The sequence below is a fragment of the Mesorhizobium sp. M1399 genome (genome assembly GCF_040317735.1).
In the GTDB taxonomy this organism is placed as follows: Bacteria; Pseudomonadota; Alphaproteobacteria; order Rhizobiales; family Rhizobiaceae; genus Mesorhizobium.
Map to the genome: position 1 here is coordinate 185,173 of NZ_JAMYKZ010000006.1, position 15,073 is coordinate 200,245.

Below are 15,073 nucleotides of genomic sequence, written 5' to 3' on the forward strand. Positions count from 1 at the left end.
CGGCCGCCAAGGTGTCATGCCCGCGTGATGCTGCGGCGATAAAGCCCATCTTCAGCTCGGGGAACCGCGTTGACGTAAACGTCAACCCGAAGCTATATGCGCCGACCGTGGCTGTAAAACCAGGCAAGCGGCTTCGGCCGGGTCGAAGCGCCAAGGCGCGACAAACGCAACCAGACGAGGAGAACCGCCATGAGCGTTCAGGAGATTGCCGACAAGATCAGGTCGCGCGTGGCGAGCGCCGGGTTCGATCGCTCCGTGAAATTCGACACCGGCAGCGACGGCGTCATCGTCATCGACGGCGCCGATGTCTCGACCACCGATGCACCGGCAGATTGCACCATACAGCTGTCGCTCGACGATTTGGACTCGCTGATATCAGGCGATCTCAACCCGACCATGGCCTTCATGTCCGGCAAGATAAAGGTCGAAGGCGACATGAGCGTCGCCATGGCGCTCAGCCAGCTGATCGGCTGATCGCTTAAGGTGAGACAAGCCGCCGCGCGCGACGACGGCGGCTTCGAACCATCAGGCAGCGAGCGACAGCCGCTGCGCCTTCAGCTTGCGCCCGGCCGCCTTCAACGTGCCCTGCGCGCCGTCGAGCGCGCCGACCACCAGTTCCCGCGCCAGCAGGCGGTGCCGCTCGTAAGGCCCCGGCATGGCCAGCGAGCCGGTCTTTGCGGCCGAAAACCCGAAGCGCTCGTAATAGGGTGCGTCGCCGACCAGCAGGATCGCCGCATGGCCAAGCCGCTCGGCCTCAGTCACTGCATGGCGCATCAGCGCCGAGCCGATGCCGGCATTTTTCAGCGCCGGGTCGACCGCAAGCGGGCCGAGCAGCAGCGCTGCCTTGCCGCCCTCGCCCAGCACCACGTCCCACAGCCGCACGGTGCCGGCAACAGCGCCCGACGCATCGCGCGCGACAAAGGCAAGGCCCTCCGAAGGCCGGCGGCCGCGCCGCAGCTTTTCCGACGACTTCTTCCGGCGCTTCGGTCCCATGGCGCGATCGAGCAAAGCCTCGCGCGCACCGATATCGGCAGCGGTTTCGGCAGTGATGACAAAAGCGCCGGCATTCTCCCCCCTCGAGGGGGACATCCCCGCGGCGCCTTCAACAATGAAATCCAAAACGTCCATTTCCGCGATCCTTCACGAGCGGATTGTTCCACAGGCGAGCCCGGGCGGGCGACAGGCGCCCACCTCGGGATGATCTGATCGGTTCTTTCGAACCGTCAGATCACGTAGGATCGGAGAGGCTCGAAGCCGTTGAAGGCAACCGACGCGTAGGTCGTCGTGTAGGCACCGGTGCCCTCGATCAGCACCTCGTCGCCGATGGTCAGCGACAAGGGCAGCGGATACGGCGTCTTCTCGTACATCACGTCGGCCGAATCGCAGGTCGGGCCGGCGAGCACGCAAGGCGCGGTCTCGGTGCCGTCATGCGCGGTGACGATCGGGTAGCGGATCGCCTCGTCCATCGTCTCGGCGAGACCGCCGAACTTGCCGATGTCGAGGAACACCCAGCGCACATTGTCGTTGTCGGCCTTCTTCGAGATCAGCACGACCTCCGACTTGATGACGCCGGCATTGCCGACCATGCCGCGGCCCGGCTCGATGATCGTCTCGGGGATCGCGTTGCCGAAGTGCTTCCTGAGCGCCGAGAAGATCGCCTGGCCATAGGCCTGCGCCACCGGCACATCCCTGAGATAGCGGGTCGGGAAGCCGCCGCCCATATTGACCATCTTCAGCACGATGCCTTCGTCGGCGAGCGTCGCGAACACCTTCTTGGCGTCGCCCAGCGCGCGGTCCCAGGCGGTCAGGTCGGTCTGCTGCGAGCCGACATGGAACGACACACCATAAGCATCGAGGCCGAGCGCCCTGGCATGGCGCAGCACGTCGACCGCCATCGCCGGCACACAGCCGAACTTGCGCGACAGCGGCCATTCGGCGCCCTCGCCGTCGGTCAGGACGCGGCAGAACACGCGAGCGCCGGGAGCGACACGGGCGATCTTCTCGACCTCCTCGACGCAGTCCACCGCAAACAGCTTAATGCCGAGCTGGTAGGCGCGCTGGATGTCGCGCTCCTTCTTGATGGTGTTGCCGAAGGAGATGCGGTCCGCCGGCGCACCGGCGTCCATCGCCATCTCGACTTCGGCAACGGAAGCGGTGTCGAAGGACGAGCCCATCGCAGCAAGCAGGCGCAGGATTTCCGGCGCCGGGTTTGCTTTCACCGCATAGTAGATCTTGGAATCGGGAAGCGCCTTCTCGAAGGCGCGGAAATTGTCGCGCACGACATCGAGGTCGACGACGAGGCACGGGCCGTTCGGACGTCGGGTAGCGAGGAAATCAAGGATGCGCTGGGTAGCCATCGGGGTCTCTCCATCAGCGCCTTTCGGCGCGCACAAAGGCTTGCGGACGCGGGCTCTCGGCCTCGCGAACACGCGGTGGACAAAGGCGGGACGGAAATCCAAGGAACCAGCCGGTGGAGACCCCGGAACCATGAAGCGCCGTCTCGCGGCGGTGAACCTTGGCCTTGCCCGGCCTCGGTTCGCTTTGTCTGCCTTGGCTTGGATGGGAGACCCCGTCCGCACTGCCGGCAATGAAGGTGTGCCTCTTCAGTAACCCCGGTCTTTGGACGACCGGCAGAACACCAGAAAGGCCCGCACCGTCGTTGCTTCAAGGTGTCCTCGGTTGGCGGTTGGCCGCTAAACCGACTGGAGGGGTTGGCTCCAGTTACCTTACCGATTGCCCTCACCATTCGAGGATCGGCGGACACCCACAGGCACGTGCGACTTTGGGCAAGCGCGATATAAGAGCGAAAGATTTCACAATCAATAAAAATCGTATGGCAGGTTGTAAAATTTGTGGCATCGAACAATGCTGCGGCAACCAGAAGAACAATGCTGCGGCAAGCACATCCGGATATCGAACGCATGACAGGCACTCGCGGCCCGCTGAACGCTTTTCTCGACCTTGATCAAGCCCCTGTTACCAATGCGCAATCCGGCCCGCTTGTCGGCTTGCGGCTGGCCGTCAAGGATATCTTCGACGTCGCCGGCTACCGCACCGGCTGCGGCAATCCGCAGAAATACCGGGAAGCTTCACCGGCCACGGCGACCGCGCCGGCCGTCCAGGCGCTGCTTGATTCGGGCGCACGCTTCGTCGGCAAGACGCAGACCGACGAACTCGCCTTTTCCCTGCTGGGGCTGAACGCGCATTTCCCGTCGCCGATCAATCCGGCGGCACCCGACCGCGTCACCGGCGGCTCATCCTCCGGTTCTGCCGCGGCGGTAGCCGGCGGGCTCGCCGACATCGCCACCGGGTCCGACACCGGCGGCTCGATCCGTGCGCCGGCAAGCTTCTGCGGCCTGATCGGCCTCAGGACGACGCATGGCCGCATCCCGCTCGACGGCACCATGCCGCTGGCGCCTTCGCTGGACACGTTCGGCTGGTTCGCCAGGGATATCGTCACTTACGAAAAGGTCGGCACGGTGCTGCTCGGCGACGATCCGCATCGCCACGAACTGGTACGCCCTTTTGCCCTCGACGCGCTGGACAGCCTCGTGCTCGGCCCGCTGGAGGCGGATGAATATCGCGCCATGGTCCGCAGTGTCGCGTCGGTGCTGGGCGCGCCGCGCAGCGTTGGCCCGCTGTCGCATTCAATCGACGATCTTTATTGGTGCTTCCGTAAGCTGCAGGGCTATGAAGCCTGGCAAAGCCACGGCGCCTGGATCGCCGGCGGCGACCGCATGCTCGGCCCCGGCGTCAGGGAGCGCTTCGAGCATGGCGCGACCATCAGCGCGACAACCGCGCAGCACGAAACGGAACGTCGCGTTTCGTTTCGCCTCGAACTTGCCGGCCTGCTTGGCGACGACGCCGTTCTTGTGCTTCCCACCGCTCCGGGTGCCGCGCCGCTCAAGGCCGCGACATTCGACGATTTGCAGACCTATCGCGAGCGCGCGCTGAGACTGCTATGCCTTTCCGGCCTGTCCGGTTTTCCGCAAATCACGCTGCCGCTCGGCAAGACCGGCGGGGCGCCGTTCGGCCTTTCGCTGCTCGGCCCGAAGAACAGCGACCGGCAGCTGATTGCGCTGGCCGCCCGCATCCTTTCAGCCCGCCAAGGAGGCGCATGACATGGATACGCTGACCCGCATGCGTGCCTTCATCGACGTGGTCGAGGCCGAAGGCTTTTCGGCGGCGGCGCGCAAGATCGGTCGCTCGAAGGCGTTATTGTCGAAATATGTGCGCGAGCTCGAGGACGAACTCGGCGCGCTGCTGCTCAACCGGACCACCAGGCAGTTCTCCCTGACCGAGGCCGGCCACACCTATTACCGGCGCGCCTCGGAGATCGTGCGCGAGGTCGACAGCCTTGCCGATGCGGTGCGCGAATCCTCCGGCGACGTGCGCGGCAGGATCAAGCTGTCGGCGCCGCGTACTTTCGCCGACGCGCCGATCGGCCAATCGCTGATCGACTTCGCCAAGCAGCATCCCGACATCGTCCTCGACATTCATCTCGACGATCGCTTCGTCGATCTGGTCGAAGAGGGTTTCGATCTGGCGGTGCGCATTTCGCGGCTGGAGAATTCCTCGCTGATCGCCAGGCGCCTGGCGCCATTTTCGGTACGGCTTTGCGCGTCTCCCGAACTGATCGCCAAGCACGGCATGCCGGTCAGGGCGCAAGACCTTGCCCGCGTGCCTTGCATCATCGACACCAATGGCCGCTGGCTCACCAACTGGCCGTTCAAGGGCGACAGCGGCGATACCGTGAGCGTTTCGGTTTCCGGCCCGATCGAGGTCAACAGCCCGATGGCGGCAAGGGCCGCTGCCGTGGCTGGGTTGGGATTTTCCATCCTGCCGGATTTCATCGCCGCGCCCGACATCGAAAGCGGCAAGCTGGTGACTGCGCTGGATGACCGCATCCTGCCCGGCGGCGGCATCTTCGCCGTCTACCCGCACCGGCGCTATCTGCCTGCAAAAGTTCGCGTATTCGTCGACTTCCTGGTGCAGTGGTTCAAGGCGCTGGACACCGCATGAGCTTTCAGCCGCCCTGCGGTCCCATTTTCGCCCCCTTTCTGGTAACTGTCGGCAATTCACCGAAGCCAATTGAATTGCGACCGAGAATGCACCTGAAACAGCAAGCAATCATGCTGGCTTCGGCCTTGACCGCGACGCTTGCCGCCGTCGGACCGGCTGAGGTGCATCCCCACGTCTTCGCCGAGGCCCGGCTCGAAGTGGTCCTCGGGCCGGATCACCAAACTGTGAAGGCATTGCGCCATGTCTGGCGCTTCGACGACTTGTTTTCGAGCACGGTGATGATGGAGTTCGACAAGAATTCCGACCTGAAGCTCGACGACAAGGAGCTGAAGGATGTTGCCGACACCGTCCATGCCTCGCTTGCCGAATTCAACTACTTCCAGCTCGTCACCGTCGACGGCAAGGACGTGGCAATGACCCCGCCGCCGCAGCTGATGGCCAATTTCGACAACGACCAGTTGATCATCCTGTTCGAATCTGAACCGAAGGCGCCGATCAAGCTCAGCGGCAAGATCGACATCGGGGTGTACGACCCGACCTTCTACACCGCGATCGATTTCACCGAGGATGCCCATCTGCAGGTCGATGGCCTGCCGCCGACCTGCACCAGCAAGGTTGTCCGCCCGAATCCGGATGAGGCGATCGCCCAGAACCAGAAGACCCTGACCGACGCGTTCTTCAACGATCCGACGGGCACCGACATGAGCAAGATCTTTGCCACCAAGCTTGAACTGACCTGTCAGCCGGAAGGATAGATCCAGTGACGAAACCGTCCCTGCGTTTGGCAGTCGGTCTTCTGGCCGCCGCCTTTGTGATGACGCACTTTCTCGGCTCCGCCCACGCCCAGAGCTCGCTCGGCATCGGCACCAATGACGGCATGGCTCCAACCGCCACCGGCCCGTTCGCCCACATCCTGATGTGGATCAATCTGCGCCAGCAGGAATTCTATCATGCGCTTGCCGGCGCGATGAAGGCGATGCGCCAGGACGGCAGCAAGATGTGGCTGCTCATCGGCCTGTCCTTTGCCTATGGCATTTTCCACGCTGCCGGCCCCGGTCACGGCAAGGCGGTGATCTCATCCTACATGGTGGCCAATGAAGTGGCGCTCCGGCGCGGCATCATGCTGTCCTTCGTCTCGGCCCTGCTGCAGGCGCTGACCGCGATCGTGGTGATGCTGCTCGCCTATTTCGTGCTGCGCGGCACCGCGATATCGATGACCGACGCCGCATGGTTCCTCGAAATCATGAGCTATGTCTTCGTCACCCTGTTCGGCGCCTGGCTGCTGTGGCGCAAGGCTGGCCCGGCCATCCTGCGCCTGTTCGGCGCAAATCCCGGCTACAGCCTCTCGGCTGCCCATGCCGGCCATTCACATGCCGGCCATTCACATTCCGCGCATGCCCATGCGGCACATTCCCACGCGCTTCATGCGCATGACGATCACGACCATGCGCATGACCATCATGACCACGGCGCACACGACCACGCCCATGCTGCGCACGATCACCACAGCCATGCGGCGGGGGAGGTCTGCGAGACCTGCGGGCACTCGCATGCGCCCGACCCGGCGCTGCTTTCCGGCGATCGCTTCGACTGGCGCACGGCTTGGTCGGCGGTGGCTGCCGTCGGTATCCGCCCCTGTTCCGGCGCGCTGATCGTGCTGAGCTTCGCCTTGCTAAATGGGCTGTGGTTCGGCGGTATCCTGTCGGTGCTGGCCATGGCGTTAGGCACCGCAATCACCGTCTCGGCTCTGGCGACGCTTGCGGTCACCGCGAAGAACTGGGCGGTGTATTTCGCCGGCGACGGCCGCATGGGCAACCGCATCCATTCCTTCGTCGAAATCGGCGGTGCCGCCTTCGTCTTCCTGTTCGGTCTGCTGCTGCTATCGGCCAGCCTGACTGGCGCCTGACCTCGTTGCGCCCGATCGGGGTGCTTTAACTAGGGATCCTGCCGCCCAACTCGTCCTCGATATGGACGCGTATGATCTCGTCGAAGCTCGTTTCGGCAGCGAAGCCAAGCTCCCTCGAGCGCCGCGCCTCGAAGCGTGTCGGCCAACCCTTCACGATCGCCCAGATCGTCTCGTCGGGCTCCTCGCGGATCAGTTTGACCGCCTTGGCGCCGGCAACACGTTCCAGCGCTTCGATCTGTTCGCCGACACTGACGGCGACGCCCGGCATCGTCAGGTTGCGGCGCGGCCCGACTGCAGCGCCGTCAATTCCAGCCGCATGGATCAAAAAATTCACCGCCGAACGCGGGCTGGCGTGTGTGTGGACGACCGAGCGCGGCACCGGCAGGATCGCTTCATGGCCGCTCAGCGGCTCGCGGATGATGCCGGAGAAGAAACCCGAGGCCGCCTTGTTCGGCTTTCCCGGCCTGACGCAGATGGTCGGCAGCCTGATGCCGATGCCGTCGAAGAAGCCACGCCTGGTATAGTCGGCAAGCAGCGCCTCGCCCATCAGCTTCTGCGTGCCGTAAGAGGTCAGCGGCGTCGGGTGGAACTCGTCCGGAATGATTTCGGGAAACGGCGCGCCGAACACGGCGATCGATGAGGTGAAGACGAGGCGCGGCGCAAATGCCGCCAGCCGGACGGCATCGAATAGCGCCCTTGTGCCATCGAGATTGACGCGGTAGCCGAGATCGAAATTGGCCTCCGCTTCACCCGACACCACGCCGGCGAGATGGAAGATCACGTCGGGCCGCGGCGCGACCAGATTTGTCGTCGCGCCCGGCGCGGCAAGGTCGCCGGTGTGGACGCTGATGCTGACGCCTTCGAGGGCGGGCGCCTGCGGTGGCACGATGTCGTGAAGGTCGAGCGCGGCGATCTTGCGGCCGCCGAGTGTCCCGTCCTTGGCCAGCCGGGCAATGAGCTTGCGGCCGACCATGCCTGCCGCGCCGGTAATCAGAATGCGCATGTCACTTTCCCTTTTTGCGCTGGCTGCGGCTACGCAGCCAGAACACGACGAAGATTGCCACCATGAAGATCGCGGCGACGACGCCGGCAAGAACCGTCGAGACGTTGCCGACCGCCAGCATCACGGTTGGAAGATAATAGGCTGCGATGCCGAACAGCAGCAAAATCCAGGCGGCGCCGATTGCCGCATTGCGGGTGTCGCGGTCCATCACGCGGCCCCAGGGTAGCGGGCGTTCATGTCGATCGTTGCCAATACCAGGAACTCCCGAAATCAGTGATAGTGGCCACGGTGCGGTGCCGCATCATGCGCGTGATCGTGCTCGCCATCATGCTCATGGCTGTCGGCACATTGGCCGAATTCCGGTTCGACGGTGGCATGGGCTATGCCATGCTCCTGCGCAAGCCGTTTCTTGATCGCGCTGACCGCCATATGCGCGTCGACGCCGTCATTGAGGCAGGCATGCAACGTCGCCATGTTGCTGGAACCGTCGATCGACCAGACATGCATGTGATGCACCTCGCGCACGCCCTTGATCGAGCCTTCGATGTCCCTCGCGATCAGGTCGCGGTCGAGGCTTGCCGGCACGCCTTCGAGCAGGACGTGGGCAGCCTCGCGCATCAGCGACCATGCCGTGGACAGGATCAGCAGCGCGACAAGGACCGATAGGATCGGATCAATAGGCGTCCAGCCCGTCGCCAGGATTATCAGCGCCGCGATGATCGCCGCGGCCGAGCCAAGCAGGTCGCCGAGCACGTGCAGGATGGCGCCGCGCATGTTCAAGCTGTCACGGTCGCCGCCATGCAGCACGAAGAAAGAGCCGATATTGACCGCAAGGCCGGCGATCGCAACGACCAGCATCGGCCCACCGAGCACGGGCTCAGGCGTCAGCAAACGCCCCCAGGCCTCATAGACGATCCACAGCGCAATGGCGAAGATGGCGATGCCGTTGGTGTAGGCGACCAGTGTCTTGACCCGGCCGAAGCCGTAGGTGAGGCGCACGGTCCCCGGTCGGCTCGCAAGATGAAAGGCATACCAGGCAAGGCCGAGCGCAATGCAGTCGGCAAGCATGTGGCCGGCATCCGCCAGCAGCGCCAGCGATCCCGTCAGGAGACCGCCAAGCGCTTCGACGACCATGAAGCCGGCGGTCAGGCAAGCCGCGATCAGCACGCGCTTCTTGTCGGTCGAGCCATGCACATGCCCGGCACCGTGACTGTGGTCGTGGCCCTGCGCGGCATGGTCGTGGGTATGCGCCATCTATGAGCTCCTGCTACGCGCCAAACTCGGCGCGGAAATCCTCGAGCCGCCGCTTCTGCTGGCCATCGCTGTCGAAATTGGCCGGATCGAGCCACGCCTCATAGGCTCTGCGCAGATCAGGCCATTCCTTATCGATGATCGAATACCACGCGGTATCTCGGTTTTCGCCCTTGACCACAAGATGCTGACGGAAAACGCCCTCGAACTTGAAGCCGAAACGTTCCGCCGCGCGCTTCGACGGCTCGTTGCGATTGTTGCATTTCCATTCGTAGCGGCGGTAGCCAAGCTCGTCGAAGACGTACTTCATGAACAGGAACTGCGCTTCCGTCGCCGCCGGCTTGCGCGAGATCAGCGGTCCCCAATAGATGTTGCCGATCTCGATCACGCCATAGGCCGGATCGATGCGCATCAGCGTCTGGCGCCCGGCGACCTTGCCGCTGGCCTTGTCGATGACCGTGAAGAACAGCGGGTCATCGCTGGCTTCGGCCTTGTCCAGCCATGGCTGGAAGGCGGCGCGGGTCTGCGGCGGGTCGTCGAACAGCCAGGCGAAGCGGCCGCCGGCATCGACCACTGACGAGGCCTCGAACAGGCCGTCGCCGTGCTTTTCGGCGTTGAGCGGCTCCAGCCTGACAGTGCGCCCCTCCAGCAACTTGCGTTCGGGCCGCGGGCGCGGTTGCCAATTCTTGAGATTTTCCGACACCGAAAACTCCAATCCGTTTGACTTTTGCGGGCGGACGCTCACAAAAACGCACGCTCGCTGAAAGAACCACACGGACGGGAAAAATGCTCCACACGATTTCGGCCTTCGACCGCCTCGGCGAGGAAAATGCGTTCGCAGTGCTGGCGCGTGCCACTGCACTTGCCCACCAGGGCCGCGACATTGTCAATCTCGGCATCGGCCAGCCCGACTTCAAGACGCCGCAGCATATCGTCGAGGCCGCGATCAAGGCGCTACGCGATGGCCATCACGGCTATACGCCGGCCAACGGCCTGCTGGCGACGCGCGAAGCGGTGGTACGCCGCACGCTGGCCACCACCGGCGTCGAAGTCTCGCCGGAAGCGGTGATGATCCTGCCCGGCGGCAAGCCGACCATGTTCGCGGCGATCCTGATGTTTGGCGAGCCGGGTGCCGAAATTCTCTATCCCGATCCCGGCTTTCCGATCTACCGCTCGATGATCGAGTTCACCGGTGCTGCCCCCATCCCGGTGCCGATGCGCGAGGAGAACGGCTTTGCCTTTTCGGCCGCGGAGACCTTGGCGCTGATCACGCCGAAGACCAGGCTGCTGATCCTCAACTCGCCGGCCAATCCGACCGGCGGCGTCACACCGCGCGCCGAGATCGAGAAGCTGGTCAAGGGCCTGCAAGCGCACCCGGATGTCGCCATCCTTTCCGACGAGATCTACGACGTGATGACCTATGACGGCGAGACGCATTGTTCGCTGCTCGCTTTCCCCGAAATCCGCGACCGGCTGATCGTGCTCAACGGCTGGTCGAAGACCTGGGCAATGACCGGCTGGCGCATGGGCTGGTCGATCTGGCCGAACGGCGACAAGGGCGCGCATCTCTACGATAAGGTGCGCAAGCTGGCGGTCAATTGCTGGTCCTGCGTCAACGCGCCGAGCCAGTATGCCGGCATAGCCGCCATCGACGGCCCGCAGGACGATGTCGACACGATGATGCGCGCCTTCGACCGCCGCAGAAAGGTCGTGGTCGAGGGGTTGAATGCCTTGCCCGGTGTTTCCTGCATTACGCCGAAAGGCGCCTTCTATGCCTTCCCCAATGTTTCCAAGACCGGCTGGAAGGCCAAGAAGCTCGCCTCGGCGCTGCTCGAGGATGCCGGCGTGGCGCTGATCGGCGGCCCCGATTTCGGTATTCTCGGCGAAGGCTATGTCAGGCTATCCTACGCCAATTCCGAAGAGAACATCCTGCGCGCGCTGGAGCGGATCGAGACGTTTCTGACGAAGTGAGGCCACGATCGACGAAAGGAGACGCCAGATGTTCTATGCCATTCTAGCCTATCACGAGGAAGAAGCGATTACGGCGCTGACGCCGGAGCAGGATTCGGCGCTGATGACCGATCTTCTCCAGATCAACGATCGGCTTTACCGGCAAGGCACCCTCGGACCGGCGGCGCGGCTCGGCGCGACACAAGACGCCTGCACCTTGCGCGGGCCAGGCACCGGAATGGTTGTTGACGGCCCCTTCGCCGAGACCAAGGAACAATTGCTGGGACTCTATGTTGTCGACTGCGCCAACCGTGACGCCGCTGTCGACATTGCGCGCGACCTTCGCCGCGTCAATCCGACCGCCGTCTACGAAATCCGCCCGATTTCGCTGTATCTTCCCGGCGTGCCGCTTCCCGTCACGCGGCCCTAATGCATGTCGCGCAAAAGTGTGCAGCGGTTTGTGATAACGACATGCATAAACAAGAACCTAAAGCGCGTCGCATGAGGCCGGTCGAACGCGACCGGGCTGAGACTAGCCGCGGCCGACAAACGGCATCTTGGTCGCCATCACGGTCATGAACAGCACGTTGGCGTCGAGCGGCAGGCTGGCCATGTGAAGGACGGCATCGGCGACGCGCTCGACATCCATCACCGCTTCGGCGGCAATGGTGCCGTTGGCTTGCGGCACGCCGACCGTCATCGCTTGCGCCATGTCGGTCAGCGCGTTGCCGATGTCGATTTGACCGCAAGCAATGTCGAAGGGCCTGCCGTCCAGCGCCAGCGTCTTGGTCAGCCCGGTGATGGCGTGCTTGGTCGCCGTATAGGGCACCGAGCCCGGCCGTGGCGCATAGGCCGATACCGAGCCGTTGTTGATGATGCGGCCGCCCATCGGCTGCTGCCTGCGCATGGCGCCGAACGCGCCGCGAGCACACAGGAACGAGCCGGTGAGATTGACCCCGACGATGTCGTTCCACACCTCGACCGGGATATCGTCGATCAATGTCGATTTGTAGCTCGTGCCGGCATTGTTGAAGAGCAGGTCGACGCGCCCGAAGGCCGCTGCCACCGTCTCGAACAGATCGTCGACCTGATCGGCCTTGCTGATGTCGCAGGCGACCGCCAATGCCTTGGCCTGTGTCGGCCCGGCGGCGGCGATCGCATCCTCCAGCACCGGCTTGCGGCGACCGCAGAAGACCGTATTCCAGCCGGCCTTGAGCAGCGCCGTGGCGACGCTTTTGCCGATGCCCGTACCGGCGCCGGTGACGATGGCGGTTTTATAGTCGCTCATGGCTGTACTCCCTGAAAGGGATGAGGCATCGCAAATGACGGGAACCATGGCAAGCCGGCCCAAGGCCTGTGCTCGCAAAAAGGGCGGCCATTGGCGACCGCCCCTGATCCGAACCGGGCTTGGGAGGAGGAAAGCCGATCCGACTGCCTGAAATCATGCGCTCACCGGATTAACGAGAGCTAACGCGAATGCCGCCGAGCGCTCCGAGGCTCTCCCCTTCAAGCTACCAGCGCGAACCGGTCACCGGCTTGGCCGTGCTGCCCGCTGCCGGCACCTTCGCCGCCGTCACCGTCGCCTCGACATGGTCGACCAGCGCGTCCGGCAGGCCGAGGCGGCCAGCAAGCAGGTCGAGATAGCCGCGTTCGGCCCGCGTGTCCGGATCGATGGCAAGACGCGAGGCGGTGTAGAGTTCCAGCTTTTGCGCATCGGTCTTGGCGCCGGCGATCAGCACATCCAGATCGAGCGGCGCGTCCAGTTCCGACATCAGGAATTTCTCCGCTTCGGCGCCGACGCCGGCGAGGCTGAGCTTGCCGGCGATCTTCTGCCGCTCTTCGTCATCGACATGACCGTCGGCCTTCGCCGCCGAGATCATCGCCCTGACCAGCGTCAGCGTGAATTCGTCTTCGCCCTGCGGCGCTTGCGACGGATGGAAGGCGGTATCGGCCGGCGGCGGCAGCAATTCCGGTTCACCGGCGGCTTGCGTTTCGGCCGGCGCGTTGCCGCTCTTGTAGTTCTGGTAAGCCTTGTAGGCGAGGCCGCCGATCGCGGCCAGGCCGCCGAGCTTCACCGCCGCACCGGTGACCTGACGGCCTGGGCCGGTTCCGAGCAGCACCGCGGCCAGCGCACCGGCGGCAAGCGGATTGTCCTTGGCCATCTGCACCGCCTGCCCCGCCTTGTCACGGACGGTCGATCCGGTACCGGGAACTTGCGAGCCGAGCAGGTCGTCGAGGAGCTTCTTGGGATCGAACATCTATGCCTCCAGAATTGGCCCGGCCGAAGGTGCGCGGGCAGGTTTGCACGTCGAAGACCTAGGTCCCGCAGTTTGACATTACAATGACGCGGTGCATCCTTTTGCCCGCTGCCACGCGTGACCTCGCACCGACATCTGCTGGGATTTCACACGGAAATCAAACTGCTTCAGCCTCCTTCCGCACCCTAAAAACATGCAGTGCTGTGGACCTTGGAAGTGTCGAAACCAGCCCCGACTTCGAGTAATGTCGCGGCATGTCGCTTGCGAGGAGCCTGGCATGACCGATGAGACTGACCGCCAGCCGGCACGCGATCCCCAGGAACTGGAGCGCCTGCTGATTTCACGGCAATGGGTCGGAGACATTGACGGCATGGCCGCGCTTTTTGAGCCGCATGCAGTCATCGACAGCGGTGGCGGACAACTGACGTTCGGCCGCGAAGCCATCCAAACGCTGTTCGCGGAGATCACCGCAACCGGCCGAAAATTTCAGTCCGGAGATCAGCGTCCGGCTGTCATCAATGGCGACCTCGCGCTCACCTCGACCCGGCTTCCCGACGGCACGATCACCACCGAGGTCGCACGCCGGCAGAACGACGGGACATGGCTGTGGGTCATCGATCGCTTCTCTGTTGCTTAACGTGAAGTTGCTTGACGTGAAGCTAACTTCCGATGTGACGATCGCCGCGCGCTTGCGCCAGCTCGACCTGGCGCTGGCGCTCGGCATAGCGGGCGCGATCCTCCTCCGAGCGGGCATCGAAGCAATGCGGGCATGAAACGCCGGTTGCATATTCCAGCGACAGCCGGTCTTCTGCGGCTAGCGGATGCCGGCAGGCGCGGCAGAGTTCGGCCTCGCCTTCGACCAACCCGTGCGATACCGAAACGCGCTCGTCGAACACGAAGCATTCGCCTTGCCAGAGGCTCTGTTCGGCGGGCACGTCTTCGAGATACTTCAGAATGCCGCCCTTGAGGTGGAAAACATCCTCGAAGCCAAGCGACTTCACATAGGCCGTCGCCTTCTCGCAGCGTATGCCGCCGGTGCAGAACATGGCGACCTTGCGCCCCTCGAGCTCATGCCGATGCTGCTCGACCCAGGCCGGGAATTCGCGAAAGCTGGCAGTGGCGGGATCGACAGCGCCCTTGAAGGTGCCGAGCGATACCTCGTAGGCGTTGCGCGTATCGATGACGATGGTGCCTGCATCCGAGATCAATGCGTTCCAGTCGGCCGGCGCGACATAGGTGCCTGCACCTGCCGCCGGGTCGATATTGTCCACGCCCATGGTGACGATCTCGCGCTTCAACCGCACCTTCATGCGGTGGAACGGCATCGCTGCGGCGCTGCTGTATTTGATCTCGAGGCCGGCGAGACCTTCGATGGATTCGAGATGACCGATGAGCGCCGCGATTGCCGCTTCACTGCCGGCGACCGTGCCGTTGATGCCCTCACGCGCCAAAAGCAGCGTGCCTTTGATGCCGCGTGCGCAGCAGAAGGCGGCGAGCGGCGCGCGCAGCGCCTCGAAGGTGTCGAGCCGGGCGAAGCGGTAAAGCGCGGCAACACGGAAGGCTTGGCCGGACAGTGTCATCTCCAAGCCACTAAACGCTCACGACAGCCGGATCAAGGCAGAGCCGGGAGCGGTCTGCCCGCGACGGGTTTCGAACACCACGCGTGACATCGCGACACGCCGC

The 15,073-nt window shown here is 64.0% G+C and carries 17 protein-coding genes; 8 read left to right on the plus strand and 9 right to left on the minus strand.

The genetic code is table 11. The features are described 5' to 3' along the window. Positions 1-189 precede the first annotated feature (189 nt). Positions 190-474, plus strand: coding sequence for an SCP2 sterol-binding domain-containing protein (locus NKH05_RS12375; protein WP_023720213.1), 285 nt, complete (start codon positions 190-192; stop codon positions 472-474). A gap of 51 nt (positions 475-525) precedes the next feature. Here NKH05_RS12375 and NKH05_RS12380 read toward each other — a convergent pair whose 3' ends face one another. Both NKH05_RS12380 and odc2 read right to left on the minus strand, forming a co-directional pair. Continuing rightward, positions 526-1,089: a GNAT family N-acetyltransferase gene (locus tag NKH05_RS12380; protein WP_352494790.1), complete on the minus strand. Its 564-nt coding sequence runs from the start codon at positions 1,087-1,089 to the stop codon at positions 526-528. 134 nt (positions 1,090-1,223) lie between these two features. Beyond that, on the minus strand, positions 1,224-2,357 hold the full coding sequence (odc2, locus tag NKH05_RS12385) for an ornithine/lysine decarboxylase (protein ID WP_352857376.1): 1,134 nt from the start codon (positions 2,355-2,357) through the stop codon (positions 1,224-1,226). A 564-nt stretch (positions 2,358-2,921) separates the two neighbouring features. On the opposite strand from odc2, the gene NKH05_RS12390 reads away from it, so the two are divergent. From NKH05_RS12390 to NKH05_RS12405, 4 genes are all read left to right on the plus strand, one after another. Further along, positions 2,922-4,121: an amidase gene (locus NKH05_RS12390; protein ID WP_352857378.1), complete on the plus strand. Its 1,200-nt coding sequence runs from the start codon at positions 2,922-2,924 to the stop codon at positions 4,119-4,121. A 1-nt stretch (position 4,122) separates the two neighbouring features. Further along, positions 4,123-5,022, plus strand: coding sequence for a LysR family transcriptional regulator (locus tag NKH05_RS12395; RefSeq protein ID WP_023720210.1), 900 nt, complete (start codon positions 4,123-4,125; stop codon positions 5,020-5,022). A gap of 86 nt (positions 5,023-5,108) precedes the next feature. Further along, positions 5,109-5,777, plus strand: coding sequence for a DUF1007 family protein (locus tag NKH05_RS12400; RefSeq protein ID WP_352857380.1), 669 nt, complete (start codon positions 5,109-5,111; stop codon positions 5,775-5,777). Next, positions 5,774-6,928 carry a nickel/cobalt transporter gene (locus NKH05_RS12405; RefSeq protein WP_352482093.1) on the plus strand — a complete coding sequence of 385 codons (1,155 nt, stop codon included), beginning with the start codon at positions 5,774-5,776 and terminating at the stop codon, positions 6,926-6,928. The genes NKH05_RS12400 and NKH05_RS12405 overlap by 4 nt, the downstream gene beginning before the upstream one ends. Positions 6,929-6,953: 25 nt before the next feature. Here the strand turns inward: NKH05_RS12405 and denD are convergent, their stop codons facing one another. The 4 genes from denD to NKH05_RS12425 all read right to left on the minus strand — a co-directional run bounded on the left by denD (position 6,954) and on the right by NKH05_RS12425 (position 9,885). Next, positions 6,954-7,931, minus strand: coding sequence for a D-erythronate dehydrogenase (denD, locus tag NKH05_RS12410; protein WP_352590598.1), 978 nt, complete (start codon positions 7,929-7,931; stop codon positions 6,954-6,956). A gap of 1 nt (position 7,932) precedes the next feature. Then, on the minus strand, positions 7,933-8,139 hold the full coding sequence (locus NKH05_RS12415; protein ID WP_031194351.1) for a hypothetical protein: 207 nt from the start codon (positions 8,137-8,139) through the stop codon (positions 7,933-7,935). Between the two features lie 62 nt (positions 8,140-8,201). Beyond that, positions 8,202-9,185: a cation diffusion facilitator family transporter gene (locus tag NKH05_RS12420; RefSeq protein WP_023720205.1), complete on the minus strand. Its 984-nt coding sequence runs from the start codon at positions 9,183-9,185 to the stop codon at positions 8,202-8,204. Positions 9,186-9,198: 13 nt separating this feature from the next. After that, positions 9,199-9,885, minus strand: coding sequence for a GNAT family N-acetyltransferase (locus NKH05_RS12425; protein ID WP_023720204.1), 687 nt, complete (start codon positions 9,883-9,885; stop codon positions 9,199-9,201). An 83-nt stretch (positions 9,886-9,968) separates the two neighbouring features. Between NKH05_RS12425 and NKH05_RS12430 the strand changes: the two genes are divergently transcribed. Next, on the plus strand, positions 9,969-11,153 hold the full coding sequence (locus NKH05_RS12430; RefSeq protein ID WP_352909160.1) for a pyridoxal phosphate-dependent aminotransferase: 1,185 nt from the start codon (positions 9,969-9,971) through the stop codon (positions 11,151-11,153). 28 nt (positions 11,154-11,181) lie between these two features. Continuing rightward, positions 11,182-11,562: a YciI family protein gene (locus tag NKH05_RS12435; RefSeq protein WP_023720202.1), complete on the plus strand. Its 381-nt coding sequence runs from the start codon at positions 11,182-11,184 to the stop codon at positions 11,560-11,562. A gap of 102 nt (positions 11,563-11,664) precedes the next feature. On the opposite strand, the gene NKH05_RS12440 is transcribed toward NKH05_RS12435, so the two are convergent. Together NKH05_RS12440 and NKH05_RS12445 are read right to left on the minus strand one after the other, a co-directional pair. Further along, positions 11,665-12,420: an SDR family oxidoreductase gene (locus NKH05_RS12440; RefSeq protein WP_352845592.1), complete on the minus strand. Its 756-nt coding sequence runs from the start codon at positions 12,418-12,420 to the stop codon at positions 11,665-11,667. A 223-nt stretch (positions 12,421-12,643) separates the two neighbouring features. Continuing rightward, a complete protein-coding gene (locus tag NKH05_RS12445; RefSeq protein WP_023720200.1) occupies positions 12,644-13,390 on the minus strand; it encodes a tellurite resistance TerB family protein in 747 nt (248 codons plus the stop codon). Positions 13,391-13,667: 277 nt separating this feature from the next. On the opposite strand from NKH05_RS12445, the gene NKH05_RS12450 reads away from it, so the two are divergent. After that, positions 13,668-14,027, plus strand: coding sequence for a YybH family protein (locus NKH05_RS12450; protein ID WP_023720199.1), 360 nt, complete (start codon positions 13,668-13,670; stop codon positions 14,025-14,027). 22 nt (positions 14,028-14,049) lie between these two features. On the opposite strand, the gene trhO is transcribed toward NKH05_RS12450, so the two are convergent. Beyond that, a complete protein-coding gene (gene trhO / locus NKH05_RS12455; protein WP_352481954.1) occupies positions 14,050-14,970 on the minus strand; it encodes an oxygen-dependent tRNA uridine(34) hydroxylase TrhO in 921 nt (306 codons plus the stop codon). Positions 14,971-15,073: the final 103 nt, after the last annotated feature.